We start from the raw sequence: 20,201 nt of genomic DNA, 5'->3' as shown, positions 1-20,201 counted from the left end.
ACCCGCACACCCGCCGCGCAGCCGGACGATTACTGCCCAGGCCACCGCCATTCCCGCACCTCGGGCAGATCCTCCCCGTGCTCGACGATCCACCGCCGGTGCCGTTCCTGCGTGCGCGTCATCCGCTGCCGCAGCGGGCCGGTCGTCGCGAGCAGTCCCGGGACGCGGTCCAGGACGTCGATCACGAGCTGGAACCGGTCCATCCGGTTGCGCACCAGCATGTCGAACGGCGTGGTCGTCGTGCCGTGTTCGGTGTAGCCGCGGACGTGGAGGCCGGCGTGGTTCGTCCGGCGGTAGGCCAGCCGGTGGATCAGCCACGGGTAACCGTGGTAGGCGAAGATCACCGGGCGGTCCGGGGTGAACAGCGCGTCGAACTCCCAGTCGCTCAGGCCGTGCGGGTGTTCGGCTTCCGGTTGCAGCCGCATCAGGTCCACCACGTTCACCACGCGGACCGCCAGCGAAGGCAGTTCCTCGCGCAGGATCGCGGCCGCCGCGAGGATTTCCAGGGTCGGGGCGTCGCCCGCGCACGCGAGGACGACGTCCGGTTCCCGGTCCACATGGGTACTCGCCCATTCCCAGATGCCGAGGCCCCGTGCGCAATGCAGCGCGGCTTCCTCCGGGCCGAGCCAGTCGGGCGTCTCGTTCTTGCCCGCGACCACCACGTTCACGTAGTCCCGGCTGCGCAGGCAGTGCGCGGCCACTTCCAGGAGCGTGTTGGTGTCCGGCGGGAAGTACACCCGCACGACCTCCGGGGCCTTGTTCGCCACGTGGTCCACGAAACCGGGGTCCTGGTGGGAGAAACCGTTGTGGTCCTGTCGCCAGACGTGCGAGGTCAGCAGGTAGTTCAACGACGCCACCGGCCGCCGCCACGGGATCTCGCGGTGCATGCGCAGCCATTTGATGTGCTGGTTCACCATCGAGTCCACGATGTGCGCGAAGGCCTCGTAGCAGGAGAACAGCCCGTGCCTGCCGCTGAGCAGGTAACCCTCGAGCCAGCCCTGGCAGAGGTGTTCCGAGAGCACCTCCATGACGCGGCCGTCCGGCGCGAGGTGGTCGGACGGCGGGCCGGGCGGCAGTTCCCAGGTTTTCGCGGTCACGTCGTACACCGCGTCGAGCCGGTTCGACGCGGTTTCGTCCGGGCCGAACAGCCGGAAGTTCGCGCGTTCGGCGTTGCGGCGGAACACTTCCCGCAGGAAGCGGCCCAGCACCCGGGTCGGCTCCGAGGTGCTCTCCCCCGCGGCCGACACCGGCACGGCGTGTTCGGCGACCGACGGCAGCGAAAGCGGGCGCAGCAGCACGCCGCCGTTCGCATGCGGGTTCGCGCCCATCCGTCGCGCACCGGCCGGGATCAGGGCGGTGACCGCGGCGGCCGGGCGGCCGGCGGCGTCGAACAGCTCTTCCGGCCGGTAGGACCGCAGCCAGTTTTCCAGCTGCCGCAGGTGCGTCGGATTCTCCCGGACCTGCGTCAGCGGCACCTGGTGCGCCCGCCAGGTCCCTTCGACCTGCTGACCGTCCACGGTGGCCGGTCCGGTCCAGCCTTTCGGCGACCGGAGCACGATCATCGGCCACGGTCCCGCGCCGCCGCGGCGGAGCAGGGCCAGGTCGGCGACCACCGCGTCGAGCGCGGCGGCCATCGCCTGGTGCATCGCCACCGGCTCGTCGCCCTCGACGTACACCGGGGCCCAGCCCGCGCCGCGCAGCAGCGAGTCCAATTCGGACGGCGGGATCCGGGACAGCACCGTCGGATTCGCGATCTTGTAGCCGTTCAGGTGCAGGATCGGCAGCACCGCGCCGTCGCGGCGCGGGTCGAGGAACCGGCTCGCCTGCCAGCTGGTCGCCAGCGGTCCGGTCTCCGCCTCTCCGTCGCCGACGACGCACGCGACGAGCAGGCCAGGGTTGTCGAACGCGGCGCCGAACGCGTGCGCGAGCGAGTACCCCAGTTCGCCGCCCTCGTGGATCGACCCGGGCACGTGCGGGGACACGTGGCTCGGCACCCCGCCGGGGAACGAGAACTGGCGGAACAACCGGTCCATCCCCTCGACGTCGCGCGAGACCTCCGGCCACAGCTCCGAATAGCTGCCCTCCAGCCAGGTGCTCGCCAGCAGCGCCGGGCCGCCGTGTCCCGGGCCGGTCACGAACATCGCGTCGAGGTCGTGGGCCAGGATCGCGCGGTTGAGGTGGGCGTAGACGAAGTTCAGGCCGGGCGAGGTGCCCCAGTGCCCGAGGAGCCGCGGCTTGACCTGCCCGGGCTCCAGCGGTTCCCGCAGCAGCGGGTTGCCCATCAGGTAGATCTGTCCCGCGGCGAGGTAGTTCGCGGCGCGCCACTGGGCGTCGACCTGCGCGAGTTCCTGCCTGCTGAGCGTTGCCGCGGGAGCGTCGACCGCGGTCACCGGTTCCGCTCCGGCCGCACCACGAGCACCGGGCACGAGGAGTGGTGCACCAGGGCCTGGCTGGTCGAGCCCAGCAGCATCCCGGCGAACCCGCCGCGCCCGCGGCTGCCGACGACCAGCAGCTGCGCCCGGTCGGATTCGTCGAGCAGCACGTGCCGCGGCCGGTCGCGGACGAGCTTCCGCTGTACCTCGACGTCCGGGTACTTCTCCTGCCAGCCCGCGAGCCGCTGCGCCAGCAGCCGTTCCTCGCTGGGCTGCAGGGTTTCCCACTGCGGGAGGAGCCGCGCCGCGCTGTCGGTCGAGTCGTAGACCACGTCGGCCCAGGCGTGCACCGCGACCAGCGGGACCTGCCGGAAACTGGCCTCCTCGAACGCGACCGCGATCGCCGCCTCGCTGTTCGGGCTGCCGTCGACGCCGACCGCCACCGGGCCGTCCTGCGGCACCGGGCCGTCGCCGTGGCGCCCGCGGATCACCGCCACCGGACAGGCGGCGTGGCCTGCCACCGCCGAGGTCGTGGCTCCGACGAGCATGCCGGTGAAGCCGCCGGTCCCGGTGCGGCCGAGCACGAGCATCCGGGCCTTCTTGGAGCGGTCGATCAGCAGCGCCGGCGCGGAATCGGTGAACACCTCGGTGCGGACCTCGAGCGAGGGGTCCACGGACAGTGCCAGCTCGCGCGCCTCGGCCGCGATGCGGTCGCCGTCCTGCTGGATGCCCTCGAAGAGCACCTGGCTGCCGGCGAGACCGCCGCCGTAGACGAGCCCCGCCAGCTGCAGGCAGTGCACCAGCTCCAGTTCGAGATCGCGGCCCGAGGCGAGCCGAGCGGCCCAGCGGACGGCTTCCGCCGCCCCCTCCGAGCCGTCGATCCCTACGAGCACCGTGCGAGTCCGGTCAGTCATCGTCCCACTTCCTGTTCCGCGGACACGATGTCCGCTCCGACCACGCCGGGCACCGCCAGTGCCAGCAACGTCGCGACGTGGCGATCGGTTTCGTCGTCGTAGCGGTCGGCGATCCGCACGATCCCGTCGTGCACCTCGACCTCCCAGCGGCCCGTGCCGCCGTAAATCTCCAGCCGGTGCCGCACGTCCGCGGCGATCGCGCGGTCTTCCCGGGCGAGCACGCGCACGACGTCGCCGCGCGTCACGATGCCGATCACCCTGCCGCCGTCGACGATCGGCATCGCCCGGATCCGCGCGTCCACCAGCGCCTGGCACAGGTCGGCGACGTCGGTGCCGGACGACATCGCCGTCGCCGGAGACGTCATCACCGCGCCGACCGTCGTGTCGATCGCGCCCGGGTGGTACGGGTGCAGGTGCTCCGACCGTGCGTCGGACGGGATCCGGCCGCGGATCAGGTCCGCCTCGGTGACGATGCCGGTCAACCGGTCGTCGTCGTCCACCACCGGCAGCGCGGTGAACCCGTGCTCGGACAGGATTTCGGCCGCCTCCTTGGCGGGAGTCCACGGATGCACCGTCTCGACCGGTGCGGACATCAGATCGCGTGCGCGCATCAGGTCCGTCCTTTCCTTGTGCTGCCTCGAAAATAGGCAACGGAACCGGTCTGGCACGCCGGTCCGGAGTCACCGGTGCGAAGGACCAACGTCATCTGCGCCGCAGCGGCGCCAGTTGCCGGTACGCCTCGCGCCACGCCGCGGGAAGCGCCTCGGCGCACTGCTGGGCGCAGCGGATCTCGGCTTCCAGCACCAGGGCGTGGGCCCGCGTCCCCTCGCCTGCCTCGACAAGCGGCCTCAGCCTGTCCTGCGCGACCACAGCGTCCTGGTACTCGCCGAGCAGTTCCTGCAGTGCCCGCAGGCGCTTCAGTACCTGGGCCTGCTCGACCGGCAGCGCCGCGCCCGCCGCCTCGACGGCGTACCGGAGCCGTTTCACGCTCTTGCGTACTGCGTGCACGTCTCCCGTGCCGACGCGCGCATCGGTTTCCGCGACCACCCTCCAGACCAGTTCCGGAAGCACCTTCTCTGCCGGTCGTCGCGCGCGTTTCCCTTGCGCACCAGTGCTTTGCTCGCGCAGCACGACCAGGAACACGTCCAGTGCGTTCAGCAGTTGCAGGTACCGCGGCGAGTCGAGGACGACCGCGCACTCGGCGGCGGCTTCCTCCGCCTGCGCGGTGAAAACCTGCTCCGCGGCTACGCGCACCTCGTCCTCGACCGCATCGGACGGCAGCTTGTCCAACGCGGCGAAGAACCGGGCCCGTTGCACCTCGACGTCTCTGGCCGGTCCTGCACTCGCGCCGAGCCAGCGCAACGCCGGCCCGAACCTCCCGGCGAGCCTTCCGCCGAGCACCGGCGCGAAAGTCCTTAGTGTGGCCCGGATCTGCCGGGCGGCCACTCGCAGGTCGTGCACGCCCTCGGGCTCTTCCAGCCGCACCGCGAGGTCGGCGCGCGCGAGTGCTCCGACCTCACGTTCCAGGTAGGCGAGCACCACCTGCCGGGCCGTGCCAGACTTCCCGCCCGCGCCCTGTCCGGTACCGTCCTGCCTTGGCACCAGGACCAGTTCCAGGTCCCGGCTGTACGCGCGGACCAGCCGCGACAGCTCGTGCGGCACCTGTTCCACGCCGGGAGCCTCGACCCGGCATCCCCGGCCGTCGCCGAGATCGAGCTGCCACGCGCTGCCCGTGCGGCTGATCGCCATTCCGTTCCGCCGCAACCGCAGGCCGGTCGTGTCGTAGTACGTCACCGGCCGCGCCGCGCGGGTCACGACCGCACCGCCCGCTGCGCGAGCCTGCTCAGCAGGACCAGCACCACGGCCAGGGAGAGCGTCACCCACTGCACCGGCTCGCGGAAGCCCAGCACGACGAACTGAATCGCCAGCCAGCCGGCGAGCACGACGCTCGCGGCGTACCCGAACCAATGCGCCCCCGGATCCCCGCGCCACGCCGCGAACGCGGCCCAGGCGAGCGTGCCGCCGATCGCGATCACGAGCGCCAGCCCGGGCAGCGCCCAGCTGGACAGCCCGAGCGGCACGAGGGCCGACAGCGGCAGCCGGAATCCCGGGGCGCCTGCCATCAGGCAGATTCCGCCGACCAGCGCACTCGCCGCGAATACCGTCTCGTAGGTCGCGAGCACCCGTTGCGCGGCCCGGCCGCGCAACGCGCTCACGGCAGGCTCCTCGGCCGCACGACCGCCACCGGGCAGGTCGAGTGGGCGAGCAGGGCCTGGCTGGTGGAGCCGAGCAGCATCCCGGTGAATCCGCCCCGGCCGCGGCTGCCGACGACGACCAGCTGGGCGTCTTCGCCGTACTCCAGCAGGGTGCGGACCGGCCGCCCGCGCACGATCTCGACGTCGATCCGCAGGTCCGGGAACTTCTCCCGCCACAGCGCCAGCTGGCCCTCGATCCGGCAGCGTTCGCCCGCCTCGATCTCGTCCGGCACGATCTCCATGGCCCGCAGCGACCCGTCCAGGGTCAGTTCGTTCCAGGTGTGCACAACGGTGAGCGACGTCTTCCGCGCGGCCGCTTCGGCACAGGCGAACCCGAGCGCGTCGTCGCTGTCGGCCGCTCCGTCCAGTCCGACCACGACCGGTCCGGCCGCGGGCGGGACATCGTCCGGCATGCGCCCGCGCACGACCACGACCGGGCACAGCGCGTGCGCCGCCAGCGCCACGGCCGTCGATCCGACCAGCAGGCCGGTGAATCCGCCGAGCCCGCGCGAACCCAGCACCGCGAGCTCCGCGCCGCGGCTTTCCCGCAGCAGCACGGCGACCGGGTTTCCCTCGGCGACGACCCGCCGCACCCGCAGCGCGGGCCACTGCCGCCGGATCGCGGCCTCGGCCTCGTCGAGCCAGGTCTCCGCTTGTCCCTGGAACCCGGTGCGCACTCCGGCCACGAACGGACCGGTGATGCCCGGCGACGGAATCAGGTACGCCTGCACCAGCCGCAGCGGCGCGCCCCGGTGGTGTGCTTCCCCGGCCGCCCACACGGCGGCGTGGCGCGCCGACTCGGAACCGTCGATCCCGGCCACTACCACGCGTTCGTCAGGTCCGCGCATCGTGCGCTCCTCTCTTCGCCCGCCGCAGCGCGCGCAGCCGCTCGAACCGGCTGCGTTCCTTCCGGTCCTGTTCGGCTATCTCGGTTTCGGTGAGCACGACCGCGTCCGATCCGGGGAACACCGTCGTGACCCGGTCGTCGGCGAGCCAGCGCACCGTGAACGGCGGGCTGCCGTCCGGCTTTCCGGTCGCGACGATCCGGCCGCGCTGCTCCGGCAGATCGAGCCGGACGCCTTTGACCACCAGCCAGTCACCGGGCTGTGCGTGCATTTCTCCTCCTCGGTCTCACGCTCTCCGCGGCGGGCAAAGCTCTGCTGCCACCACGCCTTCGACGGTCCGCGCGAGAGCCGTTACCAAGCGGCGCTCGGCTTCGTCGGCGAACTCGCCGCGGACGGTCACCGCCCCGCCGGCGACGGACACGTCCCACCGGTCCCGGTGCCCGGCGTAGTCGCTCAGCAGCGCGCGCAGCCGGGACGCGATCGCGTCGTCGCGGCGGACCAGCGACGCCAGCAGGTCGCGGCGGCTCACGATCCCGACCAGCCCGTCGTCGTCGACTACCGGGACACTGCGCAACCGGTCGAGCAGCATCCGCGCGGCGATGTCGCTCCCGTCGGCGTCGAGGTCGACGGTCTCGACCGATTTGGTCATCACGGCGTCCACCCGCAGCTCGGGGGCGACCGGCTCGCCGGTCAGCACGCCGGCCAGCGCGTCCGCCTCGGTGAAGATGCCGACGACCCGGTTGCCCTCGTCGACCACTGGCAGCGCCGCGACACAGTGCTCGGTGAGCAGCGCGATCGCCTCGCGGACCGGCGTTCCCGGTCCGACCCGGACCACCGGCCGGGTCATGATGTCCCGTGCTCGCACGGCTTTCTCCTCGCTCCTCGTGGGACTGGCGGCTCAGTGCACCACCGCGACCGGGCACGCCGAGTGCGCCAGCAGCCGGTTCCCGGTCGACCCGAGCAGCCCGCCCGCGACCGGGCCGCGGCCGCGGCTGCCGATCACGACCAGCTGCGCGGGCTCGACGGCCATCAGCGCCCGCGCGGCCGAACGCTCCCGCACCGCCAGCGTGCGGACCTCGACCGACGGGTATTTCTCCGCCCAGGCGGCGATGTGCTCGCGCAGCGCGCGTTCCTCCGTCTCGAAGCGCCCGGGCTCGTCGACCGGCGTCCCGTGCCAAGCGCGCACCGCGACCAGCTCCGCCTTCCTGCTCGCTGCCGCGTCGAAGGCGAATTCGAGAACGCGCTCGTCCCCGTCCACGCCGACCACGACCGCGCCGTCGGGAACCGCTCGCCCGCGCACGACGACCACCGGACAGGACGCGCTCGCCGCGACGCGCAAGGCGACCGAGCCGATCGCCGCGCCGCGGAGCCCGCCGAGCCCGTGCGAACCGAGCACGACCAGCGACACCGACCGGGAGCGTTCGATCAGCAGGTCGGCCGCGAACCCGACGCGGGCGACCACCTGGGTCCGCACTCCCGGCGCCGCGTTCTCGGCCGCCTCCGCGGCCCAGGTCAGCCACCGGTGCGCGCGGCCGAACAGCTCGTCCGCCTTCTGCTCCGCGACCTTCCCGGAAACGTCGACGGTTTCGCCGATCCCGGCGTGGAACAGCTCCAGCCGGCAATCCCGCCGCTTCGCTTCCGCGGCCGCCCAGCGGACCGGGGCCAGAGCCGACTCCGATTCGTCGATCCCGGCGAGCACTACGCCGCCGGGCTTGTTCGCGGTCACCGCTTGCCTCCCGTTCCGCCGCCGGTCCCGGCGGCCCCTTCCACTGTCACGCGGGGGCGCCGGGGCGGGTCAGAGCCCGAAGTCCCTTCCCACGGGGACGAAAGCGGAATGTCTTCACCCGAGGTCCGCAGCGTGGTCCGGCACCTCGTGCAGCAAGCGCCGGTCGGTCCGGGCGTAGCCGGAATCGTGCGGACGGGGCGGCAGTTTCACCGGCGGAGGCGGGATTTCCCGGTACGGCACGCTGGCCAGGAGGTGGGCGATCATGTTGAGCCTGCCGCGCCGTTTCTCGTCGCCGTCCACGACGTACCACGGACAGTCGGGGGTGTCGGTGTGCACGAACATGTCGTCCTTGGCGCGCGAGTAGTCGTCCCACCTCGACACCGATTCGAAGTCCACTGTGGACAGTTTCCACCGGCGGAGCGGATCCTCGATCCGCGCTCGGAAGCGGCGTTCCTGTTCGTCCCGGCTCACCGAGAACCAGTACTTGCGCAGCAGCAGCCCGTCCTCGACCAGCAGGCGTTCGAGGATCGGGCACTGCCGCAAGAATCGCTGGTACTGCTCAGGAGTGCAGAACCCCAGCACGCGCTCGACGCCCGCGCGGTTGTACCAGCTTCGGTCGAACAGCACGATTTCCCCGGCCGCGGGCAGCTGCGCGACGTACCGCTGGAAGTACCACTGGGTGGACTCCCGGTCAGTGGGCCGGGGCAGCGCGGCGATCCGCACCACGCGCGGGTTCAGGTGCTCGGTGAACCGTTTGATCGTGCTGCCCTTGCCCGCCGCGTCGCGCCCCTCGAACACCACGACGAGCCGGGCTCCTTCGTGGCGCACCCATTCCTGCAGTTTCACCAGTTCGATCTGCAGGCGCGCCAGCTCCGCCTCGTAGACCGCCCGGGGCAGCCGGGCGGTCCCGCGTTTCGCGGCCACTCGCGTCAGGCGACGTCGTCCCAGACGTAGTCGAGGCCATTGCAGACCGCGACCACGCCGGGGACGGCTTCGATCAGCCGGGTGACCGGAGCGATCTCGCTGCGCCGCTCCACCCGGCCGGCGACGGTCACCACTCCGGCGTGCACCATGGCGCGCGCCCGGTCCGGGCCGAGGTGCAGCGTCTCGTACAGGACGCCGGTCACCACGTCGCGCTCGATCTCCGGGTCCGGGCGAGCCAGCGCGCGCAGCACGTCGCGCCGGGCGACGACCCCCGCCGGACGGCCGTCCTCGACGACGAACAACCGGCGCAGCCCGGTCTTGTCCAATTTGGCCGCCGCTTCGGACACGGACTCGTCCGCGGCGACCGTGACGACCGGACTCGTCATCACCTCGCGCGCGCTCCGCGCCCGGGCTTTCCGCGCGTCCCTCCGACGCCACCACCGGAACCGGCCGCCCCGCACCATCGGCAGCAAGTCCTTTTCGGACACCACGCCGACGAGCGCCCCGGCGTGGTCGACCACCGCGACCGCGCTGATCCCCTCCCGAGCCAGCATCGCGGCGATTTCTTTCACCGGCGTCTCGGCCCGCGCGCAGACCGGGCGGGCCGTCATCACCTCGGAAACCGGTGTCGTGATCGTCTTCATCGCTCCTCCGCCGTTCTTCCGGCCCGCCCTTGTCTTGTGCTGCCTCGAAAATAGGCATCGAGGCCGCCTCGGCACGCCGGTCCGGGGTCACCGGAGGGAAGGACCAATGTCCTCTCGGCACCGTGCGTCAGGTCCGGGCGAGCTTCTCAGGACTCAGATACGTGAGGCGATCACGCGCGCCTCAGCCGGGAGCAGGCCGGCGCCTTCTCGGCGAGGGATCTCAACGCCCGCGTCGCGCCGCCGCGGACCGGACAACCAGCACCGGGCATCCGGCGTGGTGCAGCAGCGCGTGGCTCGTCGAGCCGAGCACCATGCCCGTGAACCCGCCCCGGCCGCGGCTGCCCAGCACCACGAGCGAGGCCCGGGCGCTCCATTCGAGCAACCGGTCGCGCGGGCGGCCCTGCTCGACGATCTGCTCGACGCGCACGTCCGGGTAGAGCGAGCCGTAGCCGGCCAGTCGTTGCGCCAGCAGCCGATGCTCCGCTTCCCGTGCCTCGAACGGGAAAGCACGGTCGCCGAACAGCCGGGTGCGGTCGGCGTCGAGCCAGGCGTGCACCGCGACCAGCGGCACGCCGTGCACCGCGGCCTCCTCGAAAGCACAGGCAACCGCCGCGTCGCTGAGCGGGCTGCCGTCGACTCCGACGACGACCGGGCCGTCCGGGCGGACCGAGCCGCGAACCACCACGACCGGGCAGTGCGCGTGCGCGGCAAGGTCGATGTCCGGCGAGCCCGCGAGAAGCCCGGACAGGGTTCCGGTCGGTGCGCCGAGCACCAGCAGCTGCGCCTTCTCCGAGGCTTCCCGCAGCGCCGCCTCAGGCCCCGCCGGGCTCGTCTCGAACGCGATCCGGACCCCCGGTTCGACCGCCGCGAGGTCCTCCCGGACGGTGCGCAGCAGATCCTCCGCGACGGCTTCCTTCGCCTCCAGCCAGTCCACCGGCGGATACCGGCCGCCGGCGAAGCTGCCGTCGGCGAACCCGAACGCCGTGAGCACGGTCAGCGAAACGTGCCGCAAGACCGCCTCGCGCGCCGCCCACCGGACAGCCGCCGCGGCGGACTCGCTCCCGTCGACGCCGACCAGAACCGGGTCGGTGTTCATCACCGCTCCCGCCACTTCGGTCCGAGGACTTCAGCCACGCCGCGGCGCAGGCTCGACGGCGCTACCCGGGTCGTGCGTCCCAGCCGCAGCAGCGCCTGCGGGAAACCCGCGAGCTGGTAGTCCTCGCACAGCGCCGAACGCACTTCCGGCACACGCAACGGCTGGGTCAGCACCGCGCCGGCGAGACCGAGGGTCACCCCTTCGAGCCAGCAGCGCTCCAGCGCGTACCCGGCGCGGATGTGGTCGATGCGCGCGTCGTCGGCGGTCGTGAACAGCAGCAGAGTCTCGGCCTCGAGCCGTTCCCGCAGCACGACCGGGTCCGGCACGACCGTCGCCCGCCGCACCAGCCCGGCCCACGGGAGTTCGCCGGGCGGCAGCGCGGAGAACCGGATTCCCGCCCCGTGCCGGTGCGCGGTCTCGTCCCGGATCGTCCAGAGCGCGAGTTCGCGTTGGTAGGCGCCGTCGTGCTGAAGCGCATGCGCCGCATGTTCGAAGAGCTTCGCCAGCCGCTCCATCGCGCCCAGTCGCGTCGCCTTTACCCCGGTCGTCACGGCGGCCGCGGCGACCCGCGCGGTCTGCTGCGCGCTGACCGGCAGTCCGGTGAACGCCCCGCGGTGGCTGCGCCGCACCATGATCGCCCCGTACCGCTGCAGTTCCTGATCCGTCGGCGGCAACGGCTCCGCCGACTCGACCCGCGCGACGAGGTCGGGCTGCTCCGGGTCCGGCAGCACGGCGACTTCCACCCGCCGGCCGAGCACCCGCACGGCCAGCTCGAGGTTCGCCAGCGCGGTCCCGCAGGACATCGCCAGGTCGCGGCGGAGGGGATCGTGCTGCGGGAGTGCGACGTCGGTGCGCTCCCGCAGCAGAACCGCGCCGTCGACGAGTTCGACCCGCCAGGGCTGCGTGTTGTGCACCGAGGGGGCGCGCAGCACCGAGCGGCCCAGCACCTCCGCTTCGGCGAGCGTCCACTCGCCGGACCGGCAGCCGGTCGCGGCGGCTGTCTTCTCCATGGCGGTCACTCCTGTCGTAGCGGACCACCTGAGCCAACCCCGTCCGGCCCGCTCCGCGCTCCGGCCGCAAGCCACCGGGTCAAGGGACCAAGGTCCCCGGCTGGGCGGCCCGGGCCCAACGGCACCTCCGGGAGGACCAAGCACCCTTTCCGGCCCGCCCGCGCGGCCACGAGGGTGGGCGGCATGACCGAAACCCAACCGTGGGCCGGAGCGCGGGAGACGCACAGCGGCGCGGTGTTCTTCGCCGGAGACCGGGCGTGGAAACTCAAGAAACCCGTCGACCTCGGCTTCCTCGATTTCACCGATCCGGGGGTGCGCGAGCGGGTGTGCCGCCGCGAGGTCGAGCTCAACCGCAGGCTCGCGCCCGACGTCTACCTCGGGGTCGCCGCCGTGACCGGCCCGGACGGCGCGGTCTGCGACCACCTCGTGGCGATGCGCCGGATGCCGGACGACCGGAGGCTCTCCGAGCTGGTGCGGCGCGGCGAACCGCTCAGACCGGTCATCCGCTCGCTCGCCCGGCTGCTCGCGGCCTTCCACGCGGGCGCGCACCGCGGCCTCGAGATCGACGCCGACGGCACGCGCGACGCGGTGCGCCTCCGCTGGCACGCGAGCTTCGACCAGGTGCGGCCGTTCCACGGGGTCGTGCTCGACGCGGCGACCGCCAAGGAAATCGAGAGCCGCACCGACGTGTTCCTCGCCGGACGCGCTCCGCTCTTCGCCCGCCGCATCGCCGAGCGCCGGGTCGTCGACGGCCACGGCGACCTGATCGCCGACGACATCTTCTGCCTCCAAGACGGGCCGCGTGTGCTCGACTGCCTGGAATTCGACGACCATCTCCGGTACGTCGACGGACTGGACGACGTCGCGTTCCTCGCGATGGACCTCGAACGGCTCGGCGCTCCCGCACTCGCTGCCGAACTGCTCGCCGCGTACGCCGAATTCTCCGGGGACAACGCTCCGCCGGCACTGCGGCACCACTATCTCGCCTACCGCGCGTTCGTGCGGGTGAAGGTCGCCTGTCTCCGGCACTCGCAAGGGGATCCGGCGGCCGCGGAGCTCGCTCGCGCGTACGCGGAAACGACGCTTCGCCATCTCCGCGCGGGCGAGGTCAGAACGGTGCTGGTCGGCGGTCTGCCCGGTTCGGGAAAGTCCACCGTGGCCGCCCGCGTCGCCGACGCGCTCGGCGCGACCCTGCTGCAGAGCGACCGGATCCGCAAGGAAATCGCCGGAATCGACCCGGAACACCACGCGCCGGCGGACTACCGGCACGGGATTTACACGCCTCAGTGGACCGCGCTGACCTACTCCGAACTCGCCCGGCGCACAGCCGCGTTGCTCGGGCTCGGCGAGAGCGTCGTTCTCGACGCGTCATGGACCTCCGCGCACGAAAGAGAAGCCATCGCCGCCGTCGCGGGACAGTCCGGCAGCAGACTGTGCGCGCTGCGCTGCACCGCGCCGGATGCCCTGCGCGAGCGCAGGTTGACGACCCGGACCGGATCGCTGTCCGACGCCGGGCCCGCCGTCTCCCGCGAAATGGCGGAAGACGCCGCGCCGTGGCCCTCGGCGTTCCCGCTCGACACGACCGGAACACCGGCCGACACGGTGGAAACCGCCCTCGCACATCTCGCGCAGTGCTCGTGACCGGATGACGAACGTCCCCCGCCCTGCCCGCCAACGTCCCTGCCGCACCTCCGGCGAGCGCGGGCACGGTGGGCGGGAACGCAAGGGAGGAGACAGCATGGCACGTACCGAGGTCGTCGTTCTGGGCAGCGGTTTCGCCGGGCTGGAAACAGCGTTCCGGCTCCGCGCTCGGGCGAGCGAGGACGACGTGGGCGTCACCGTGGTGTCCGAACGCGACGATTTCCTGTTCCGCCCCGGAACGGCCCGGCTGCCGTTCGGAGCCGCAGAAGAACCGCTGCACGTTCCGCTGCACCGCGCGTTCCGGCGGCGCGGCATCGGCACGGTGATCGCGACCGCCGAAGGGATCGACCTCGACCGCGGGCAGGTGCACACCTCCCGCGGGCCGATGGCCTACGACCGGCTCGTCGTCGCCACCGGAGCGGCGAGCAGGCCGGAGGAGATCCCCGGGGTCGCCGAACACGCGCACTCGATCGCGACTCCGGGCGCGCTGCACCGGCTCGGCGAGGATCTGCGCTGGGCGGCCCGGAACGCCCGGCACGGCCGAGCACAGCGAGTGCTTTTCGCGCTGCCGCCGGGCAATCACTGCGCGGCCCCGCTGTACGAAATCGCGCTGATGCTCGACACCTGGCTGCGCCGCAAGCAAATCCGCGACAACGTGGAGATCGCCTTCGACACCTGCGAAGAGACCTACGTCCAGGCCTTCGGCCCCAAGCTGCACGCACTTGTGTCCCGGCAGTTCGAAGCGCGCGGCATCGACAGCCGCACCGCGTCGACGCTCGCCGAGGCGACCGAGCGCAGCGCCGTGTTCGCCGACGGCTCCGTCCGGGAATTCGACGTGCTCGTCGCGTTCCCTCCGCAGGTTGCTTCCGTCGGCTACGCCGGACTGCCTGCCGACGACCGAGGGTTCCTGAGGTGCGACCCGGACACTCGCGCGGTGACTGGGCGCCCGGAGGTCTACGCGCCCGGCGACGCTGGGGACTTTCCGCTGAAGCTGGGACATCTCGCCCTGCTGCAGGCCGACGCGGTCGCCGCGGCGATTATCGCCCATCGGACCGGGGCGCAGCTGTCCGCCCGGCGCGTCCCGGTCGTGCGGCACGTGCTGGACATGCTCGACGACGCCGCCTTCGCCCAGATTCCGCTCTCCCCCGGCGGCGATCCCGCGCACGTCGACGAGGCGTCGGCCCGGTACTGGGTCAGCACCAGCGTCCTCTGGCGCGCCGGCGCACGGCTCGCCGAGACCGCGCTTTCCGCCCGGTTCCGGCTCGGCCTTCCCCTCCGCGCCGGACGAGCCGCTTTCCGCCACGGTCCCGAAATCACTCACCGGAACACCGACACCCTGATGGAGAAACCATGACCGTTCGAGTCGGCATCAACGGATTCGGCCGTATCGGCCGCGATTTCCTGCGCCGTGTCCTGGAACGGCCGGACAGCCCGGTCGAAGTGGTCGCGGTCAACGACGTCACCACCCCGGACGCTCTCGCCCACCTGCTCGCGCACGACTCCACCTACGGTCCGCTGCGGCTGCCGGTGCGGGTGATCGGCGACGCGATCGAGGTCGGCGACCGGACCGTGCAGGTGACGTCCGAGACCGAACCGGCGAAGCTGCCGTGGCACGAATTCGGCGTGTCGGTCGTGATCGAATCGACCGGCCGCTTCCGCACCCGCGAGGCGGCCGCCGGGCATCTCGCGGCGGGAGCGCGGAAGGTGATCGTTTCCGCGCCGGGCAAGGGACTCGACGCGACGCTGGTGCTCGGCGTCAACGACGGCGACTACGACCCGGCGCGCCACGACGTGGTCTCCAACGCCTCGTGCACCACGAACTGCGCCGCGCCGATGGTCAAGGTGCTGCACGAAGCGTTCGGGATCCGCCGCGGGCTGCTCACCACGATCCACAGCTACACCGGGGACCAGGCGCTGCTCGACCGGCCGCACCGGGACCCGCGCCGGGCCCGGTCGGCCGCGGTGAACCTGATCCCGACGAGCACCGGAGCCGCACGGGCGATCGGCGAGGTCCTCCCGGCGCTGGCGGGCAAGCTCGACGGGGTCGCGATCCGGGTTCCGGTCGAGGACGGTTCGCTCACCGACCTGACCGTGGAACTCGAGCGGGACGTCACCGCGGATGAACTCAACCGCGCGTTCGCCCAGGCCGCCGACGGGCCGCTCAAGGGCATCCTCCGCTACTCCGAAGCTCCTCTGGTGTCGCGCGACATCATCGGCGACCCCGCGTCGTGCATCTTCGACGCCGGCCTGACCAAGGCCGAGGGCCATCTGGTCAAGGTCTTCGGCTGGTACGACAACGAATGGGGCTACGCGGCCCGCACCGTCGAGCTCGCCGAAACCATCGGGCGCACCCTCGACTGAGGCTGAAACCGGCGGCGGCATGGGCGCGGTTTGAGGTGGGGTCAGAGGTACGTGAGGGGAACCCTGAGGGAATCAGATTTCCTCAGGGTTCCCCTCACGTACCTCAAGGAGCAGTCAGGTGGCGGGCGCACCACGCAACGCCCCCGCGCTGGCATCGCCGTCTCACCGCCGGGCGGCGGCCTCGTGCCGGCCCCCCGCGTACTGCAGCTGGTTGCGCACGCCCACCACTCCGGGCAGCACCTCGGTCAGCAGCTCGGCACGCTGCACCTCGCCGGGGCTGTCGACGGTCCCGGTCAAGGTGACCACGCCGTCGTCCACCCGCACCGACGTCGTCGCGGGGTCCGCCCACAGCGCCTCGCGCAGCACCCGGCGTTCGACCGCTTCCTTGATTTCCGCGTCCGGCCGGAGAAACACCGCGAGCACGTCCCGGCGGGCGAGCACTCCGGTGAGCGATCCGGAACCGTCGACGACGAACAACCGGCGCAGGTTCGCCTCGACCATCCACCGCGCCGCGTCGGCCAGCGGTTCGTCCTGCCGGACGACGCGCACCGGGGTGCGCATCACGTCGAGGGCGCGCCGGCCCCGCGCTCGCGCCCAGCGGCGACGGCGGCGAGGAGAGGCGAAAAAGCCGGGCGGGGGTCCTTCGGCCCGGCTGTCGTACCGGGCGAGCAGTTCCTGCTCCGAAACCACCCCGACCGGCCGCCCCGACCCGTCAGTCACCGGCACCGCCGAAATGCGGTTGGCGGCGAGAAGATCGACCAGTTCCTTGAACGGCGTGTCCGGCGCGGCAGTCACCACCGGCCAGTTCATCACCTCCGAGACCAGCAGTCCGGTCATCACAGCACCTCCGAGTTTTCGTTGCACCGTATGCTTTCCCTCGCCGGGCGGCCGGAGTCCGCGGTCCCCGGGAGCCGGGCCGTTCTCCCCTTCCCCGCCGGTCTCGCGGGGGTGTTGCCTGGGAGCCCGACCAGGAGGAGGAGCCCATGCGAGCACACCGGAAGTTTTCCGATCTCTCCCCCGCGCAGCGGCGCACGGTCCTGGCCGCCGCCGCGGTGCAAGTGCTGCTGGCCGCGGCCGCCTGGTGGGATCTCGCGAAACGGCCCGAGGACCGGGTCAACGGCCCGAAATCCGCCTGGGCGGTCGCGATCGCGGTCAACTTCGCGGGTCCGCTGGCGTATTTCCGCTGGGGCCGGGCGGTTCCTCGCCGGAACCGGCGACGATGACCGGGCACAGCGCGTAGGACATCACCGCCTGGCTCGTGGACCCGAGCAGCAGTCCGCCGAACCCGCCGAACCCGCCGCGCCCGCGGCTGCCCACGACGAGCAGCTGCGCCCGGTCCGCCAGGTCCAGCAACTGCTCGGCAGGACGGCCGCGCACCACCAGCTGCCGCACATCGACACCGGGATATTTCTCCGCCCACCCGGCGACCCGCTCGGCGAGCACCACGTGCGCCTCCTGCTCGATCCCGCTGTCGGCGTTCCAGCGGTTCTCCCGGAAGATCGCCGACAGCAGCCGGTCGTCCCAGCAGTGCACCGCGGTCAGCGGAGCGTTCCGCCACGCGGCTTCCTCGAACGCCGTCCCCAGCGCCAGTTCGCTCGACGGCGAACCGTCGACTCCCACGACGACCGGTCCGGTCGCCGGCGGCTCTTCGTCGCCCGCGTGCGGCCGAACGAGCGCCACCGGGCAGTCCGCGTGCGCGGCGAGAGAGATCGACACCGAGCCGAGCAGGATCCGGACCAGCGGACGCAGTCCGGGGGTCCCGAGCACCAGCAGCACCGCCCCGTGGGACTGCGCGGCGAGGCACTTCCCGACGATTCCGCGCAGCAGCACCAGATCCGGAGTCAGTCCGGGAACCGCTTCCTGGGCGGCGTCGCGGGCGGTGCGCAGGATCCGGTGCCCGCGCGCGGTGAGCACCTTGCCGAAGTTCTCCACTGTCGGCAATGGACGGGGGAAGTCGAGAGCCAGCTCGTCGAGGACGTGCACGAGGCGCAGCGGAACCCCGCGTCCCGCCGCGGCACGCGCCGCCCACCCGACCGCGTGCAGGGAAGCCAGCGAGCCGTCGACTGCGGCGACGAGTGCGGGTTCGGTCATCGGTTCCGCCTTTCCTTGTCCAGCCGGGTTTTCCCTCCGGACGGTAGGCGCGGACGGCACCGGGCGGCAGCGGCGTCGGTCCCCTCGTGCGTGGACCTTCGGCCCCTCCTCGGCGGTCCGCGCCCAACGGCCTGTCCGACGAGGACTTTCGGCTCCAGAGCCGCGCTGGCCCGGCGGATCAGACTCGGGCCAGAGACGAATGGAGGTCCCCATGTCCGTCAAATCCCAGCACAGCACACCCCCGGCGAGCCGGACTCCGGCCGGTCGCGACGAGACGGTCGCGCAGCCGCCCTGGGCGAACTACAGGGCCCGGTCGCTCGCGGTCCTGCGGATCGCCGCCGGATTCCTGTTCCTGTGGCCCTTCGCCGACAAACTGCTCGGCCTGGGCTACTCCACGCCCGCCGCCGGAGCCTGGATCCACGGCGGCTCGCCCACCAACGGCTTCCTGAGCAAGGTCGACGTCGGCCCGTTCGCGTCGATGTTCCACGCGTGGGCCGGAACGTGGTGGGCCGACTGGCTGTTCATGCTGAGCCTGCTCGGCATCGGGCTGGCGCTGGCCGCCGGGGCCGGACTGCGGATCGCCGCGGTCTCCGGGACCCTGCTGATGCTGCTCATGTGGGCCGCGGAATGGCCGCCTGCCCGCAGCACCGGTGCGGGAGCGGCCACGCATTCGGCCAACCCGTTCCTCGACTACCACCTGGTCTACGCCCTTGTCCTGATCGCGCTCGCCGCCGCCTGCGCCGGCGACACGTGGGGAATCGGCCGCCGCTGGGCCGCCTTCGTCGGCGACCGGACCTGGCTGCGCTGAACCGTCCACGGGCGTCCGCCGTGCCGGCGGACGCCCGCAGTCCTGTGAAGGAGGAACTGTGAAGGCACTCGTGTACGACGGCCCCGGTCGCCGGTCCTGGACCGACCGCCCGGACCCGGAAATCCTCGCGCCGACCGACGCGATCGTCCGGATCGACGCCGTCACCGTCTGCGGCACCGACCTGCACATCCTGAAAGGCGACGTCCCCGAGGTCGAACGCGGCCGCATCCTCGGCCACGAAGCGGTCGGCACCGTCGTGCGCACCGGCGACGCGGTCGCCTCGGTCAAGCCGGGCGACCGCGTGCTCGTGTCCTGCATCAGCGCTTGCGGCCGCTGCGAATACTGCCGCCGCGGCAGCTACGGCCAGTGCCTCGGCGGAGGCGGCTGGATCCTCGGCCACCTCGTCGACGGCGTACAGGCGGAATTCGCCCGGGTCCCGTTCGCCGACACCTCCGTCTACCTGCTGCCGCCGTCGGTGAGCGACGAAGCGGCCTTGTTGCTGGCCGACATCCTCCCCACCTCCTACGAGGTAGGAGTCCTCAATGGACGCCTCCGCCCCGGCGACGTCGTGGCGATCGTCGGAGCGGGCCCGATCGGCCTCGCTGCGATCACCGGGGCCCGGCTCTACAGCCCGTCGTCGGTCATCGTGATCGACAAGGAACCCGCCCGGCTCGCGGCGGCCAAAGCGGCTGGTGCCGACGTGACGGTCCAGCCCTCGGAAGCGGAGGCCGCGGTACGCGAAGCAGGCGGCGGGCTCGGTGCGGACGTGGCCCTCGAAGCCGTCGGCGTCCCGGAGACGTTCGAACTGTGCGCCGAGCTCGTCCGCCCCGGCGGCCGGGTCGCGAACATCGGCGTGCACGGCAAACCGGCCACGCTGCACCTCGAACGGCTCTGGATCCGCAACGTCACCATCACCACCGGCTTGGTCGACACCTCCAGCACGCCGATGCTGCTGCGGATGCTCGCCGCCGGGCACCTCGACGTCAGCCGGATGGTCACGCACCGGTTCGGGTTGCAGGAGATGGACGAGGCGTATGACGTCTTCGCGCATCCGCAGGACAGCGGTGCGCTGAAGGTCGCTTTGTTCCGCGAGTGAGCCGCGGTCCGGCGAACGTTCGCGCGGGGGCCCCTGAGGAAATCTGATTCCCTCAGGGGCCCCTCACGCACCTCGAATACCAGCCAGATGGCGATCAATCGGGCATTTCGGTGCCGCTGGCGTCTCGTGTGGACAGTCAGCGGGCGGAATCGGCACAGCAACTTCCTGGCATTGACTCTGGTTCCGCAGGTCTGCCTTCATCGCCGGGCGCAGGCCGCGAGGGGCACCCTTCGCGAACGAGCCCGGCCGCCGGAACGCACCCAATGCCACATTCGGGTCTTCTCAACAGCTGTGGCATGCGGCGGCGTTACCGCGATGCGCAGTACCGGCCGGGCCGGGTGGCTCTCCGCACCCGCCGAAGCATGTGAGGGCCTCCTGACGGAATCTGATTCCATGCCAGGGACTTAAGGCGGCCCTG

At 72.1% G+C, this 20,201-nt stretch carries 21 protein-coding genes; 6 read left to right on the top strand and 15 right to left on the bottom strand.

The features are described from left to right. Positions 1 to 29 precede the first annotated feature (29 nt). The 13 genes from WA670_RS14770 to WA670_RS14710 all read right to left on the bottom strand — a co-directional run bounded on the left by WA670_RS14770 (position 30) and on the right by WA670_RS14710 (position 11,786). Positions 30 to 2,390: a phosphoketolase family protein gene (locus WA670_RS14770; RefSeq protein WP_336158017.1), complete on the bottom strand. Its 2,361-nt coding sequence runs from the start codon at positions 2,388 to 2,390 to the stop codon at positions 30 to 32. After that, positions 2,387 to 3,286 carry a universal stress protein gene (locus tag WA670_RS14765; RefSeq protein ID WP_336158015.1) on the bottom strand — a complete coding sequence of 300 codons (900 nt, stop codon included), beginning with the start codon at positions 3,284 to 3,286 and terminating at the stop codon, positions 2,387 to 2,389. Before WA670_RS14765 ends, WA670_RS14770 begins: the two co-directional genes overlap by 4 nt. Further along, positions 3,283 to 3,897: a CBS domain-containing protein gene (locus WA670_RS14760; protein ID WP_336158014.1), complete on the bottom strand. Its 615-nt coding sequence runs from the start codon at positions 3,895 to 3,897 to the stop codon at positions 3,283 to 3,285. The genes WA670_RS14765 and WA670_RS14760 overlap by 4 nt, the downstream gene beginning before the upstream one ends. A gap of 91 nt (positions 3,898 to 3,988) precedes the next feature. Continuing rightward, the gene (locus WA670_RS14755; protein WP_336158013.1) at positions 3,989 to 5,101 is read right to left on the bottom strand and encodes a CHAD domain-containing protein; all 1,113 of its coding nucleotides are present in this window, start codon (positions 5,099 to 5,101) and stop codon (positions 3,989 to 3,991) included. Then, complete coding sequence (locus tag WA670_RS14750; RefSeq protein ID WP_336158012.1) at positions 5,098 to 5,502, bottom strand: hypothetical protein; 405 nt, start codon at positions 5,500 to 5,502, stop codon at positions 5,098 to 5,100. The genes WA670_RS14755 and WA670_RS14750 overlap by 4 nt, the downstream gene beginning before the upstream one ends. Continuing rightward, entirely contained in the window at positions 5,499 to 6,389 is an 891-nt protein-coding gene (locus tag WA670_RS14745) for a universal stress protein (RefSeq protein ID WP_336158011.1), read from the bottom strand. Before WA670_RS14745 ends, WA670_RS14750 begins: the two co-directional genes overlap by 4 nt. After that, positions 6,376 to 6,657 carry a DUF1918 domain-containing protein gene (locus WA670_RS14740; RefSeq protein WP_134661416.1) on the bottom strand — a complete coding sequence of 94 codons (282 nt, stop codon included), beginning with the start codon at positions 6,655 to 6,657 and terminating at the stop codon, positions 6,376 to 6,378. The genes WA670_RS14745 and WA670_RS14740 overlap by 14 nt, the downstream gene beginning before the upstream one ends. 15 nt (positions 6,658 to 6,672) lie before the next feature. Next, positions 6,673 to 7,251, bottom strand: a complete 579-nt coding sequence (locus WA670_RS14735) for a CBS domain-containing protein (RefSeq protein ID WP_134661417.1) — start codon at positions 7,249 to 7,251, stop codon at positions 6,673 to 6,675. A gap of 33 nt (positions 7,252 to 7,284) precedes the next feature. After that, positions 7,285 to 8,112 carry a universal stress protein gene (locus WA670_RS14730; protein ID WP_336158010.1) on the bottom strand — a complete coding sequence of 276 codons (828 nt, stop codon included), beginning with the start codon at positions 8,110 to 8,112 and terminating at the stop codon, positions 7,285 to 7,287. 114 nt (positions 8,113 to 8,226) lie between these two features. Beyond that, positions 8,227 to 9,036, bottom strand: coding sequence for a polyphosphate kinase 2 (ppk2, locus tag WA670_RS14725; RefSeq protein WP_336158009.1), 810 nt, complete (start codon positions 9,034 to 9,036; stop codon positions 8,227 to 8,229). Positions 9,037 to 9,041: 5 nt separating this feature from the next. Next, on the bottom strand, positions 9,042 to 9,680 hold the full coding sequence (locus tag WA670_RS14720; protein ID WP_336158007.1) for a CBS domain-containing protein: 639 nt from the start codon (positions 9,678 to 9,680) through the stop codon (positions 9,042 to 9,044). A gap of 220 nt (positions 9,681 to 9,900) precedes the next feature. Next, positions 9,901 to 10,776, bottom strand: a complete 876-nt coding sequence (locus WA670_RS14715; protein ID WP_336158006.1) for a universal stress protein — start codon at positions 10,774 to 10,776, stop codon at positions 9,901 to 9,903. Continuing rightward, a complete protein-coding gene (locus WA670_RS14710) occupies positions 10,776 to 11,786 on the bottom strand; it encodes an Acg family FMN-binding oxidoreductase (protein WP_336158005.1) in 1,011 nt (336 codons plus the stop codon). Before WA670_RS14710 ends, WA670_RS14715 begins: the two co-directional genes overlap by 1 nt. Positions 11,787 to 11,969: 183 nt before the next feature. Here WA670_RS14710 and WA670_RS14705 point away from each other — a divergent pair, with 183 nt between their 5' ends. The 3 genes from WA670_RS14705 to gap all read left to right on the top strand — a co-directional run bounded on the left by WA670_RS14705 (position 11,970) and on the right by gap (position 15,788). Then, the gene (locus WA670_RS14705) at positions 11,970 to 13,427 is read left to right on the top strand and encodes a bifunctional aminoglycoside phosphotransferase/ATP-binding protein (RefSeq protein WP_336158004.1); all 1,458 of its coding nucleotides are present in this window, start codon (positions 11,970 to 11,972) and stop codon (positions 13,425 to 13,427) included. A gap of 97 nt (positions 13,428 to 13,524) precedes the next feature. Next, the gene (locus WA670_RS14700; protein WP_336158003.1) at positions 13,525 to 14,781 is read left to right on the top strand and encodes an NAD(P)/FAD-dependent oxidoreductase; all 1,257 of its coding nucleotides are present in this window, start codon (positions 13,525 to 13,527) and stop codon (positions 14,779 to 14,781) included. Continuing rightward, the gene (gene gap / locus WA670_RS14695; protein ID WP_336158002.1) at positions 14,778 to 15,788 is read left to right on the top strand and encodes a type I glyceraldehyde-3-phosphate dehydrogenase; all 1,011 of its coding nucleotides are present in this window, start codon (positions 14,778 to 14,780) and stop codon (positions 15,786 to 15,788) included. The genes WA670_RS14700 and gap overlap by 4 nt, the downstream gene beginning before the upstream one ends. A gap of 162 nt (positions 15,789 to 15,950) precedes the next feature. Here gap and WA670_RS14690 read toward each other — a convergent pair whose 3' ends face one another. Further along, positions 15,951 to 16,625, bottom strand: coding sequence for a CBS domain-containing protein (locus WA670_RS14690; protein ID WP_336158001.1), 675 nt, complete (start codon positions 16,623 to 16,625; stop codon positions 15,951 to 15,953). Between the two features lie 146 nt (positions 16,626 to 16,771). On the opposite strand from WA670_RS14690, the gene WA670_RS14685 reads away from it, so the two are divergent. Then, entirely contained in the window at positions 16,772 to 17,011 is a 240-nt protein-coding gene (locus WA670_RS14685; RefSeq protein WP_134734380.1) for a PLDc N-terminal domain-containing protein, read from the top strand. On the opposite strand, the gene WA670_RS14680 is transcribed toward WA670_RS14685, so the two are convergent. After that, positions 16,941 to 17,879, bottom strand: coding sequence for a universal stress protein (locus tag WA670_RS14680; RefSeq protein ID WP_336158000.1), 939 nt, complete (start codon positions 17,877 to 17,879; stop codon positions 16,941 to 16,943). The two genes, WA670_RS14685 and WA670_RS14680, sit on opposite strands and share 71 nt — an antisense overlap. Positions 17,880 to 18,090: 211 nt before the next feature. Here WA670_RS14680 and WA670_RS14675 point away from each other — a divergent pair, with 211 nt between their 5' ends. Together WA670_RS14675 and WA670_RS14670 are read left to right on the top strand one after the other, a co-directional pair. Further along, entirely contained in the window at positions 18,091 to 18,687 is a 597-nt protein-coding gene (locus WA670_RS14675; RefSeq protein WP_336157999.1) for a hypothetical protein, read from the top strand. A 58-nt stretch (positions 18,688 to 18,745) separates the two neighbouring features. Then, positions 18,746 to 19,783: an alcohol dehydrogenase catalytic domain-containing protein gene (locus tag WA670_RS14670; RefSeq protein ID WP_336157998.1), complete on the top strand. Its 1,038-nt coding sequence runs from the start codon at positions 18,746 to 18,748 to the stop codon at positions 19,781 to 19,783. Positions 19,784 to 20,201 lie beyond the last annotated feature (418 nt).

Origin of the sequence: Amycolatopsis sp. VC5-11 (genome assembly GCF_037034185.1) — a bacterium.
GTDB lineage: Bacteria > Actinomycetota > Actinomycetes > Mycobacteriales > Pseudonocardiaceae > Amycolatopsis > Amycolatopsis nivea.
This window is presented reverse-complemented; position numbering and strand designations above follow the sequence as displayed.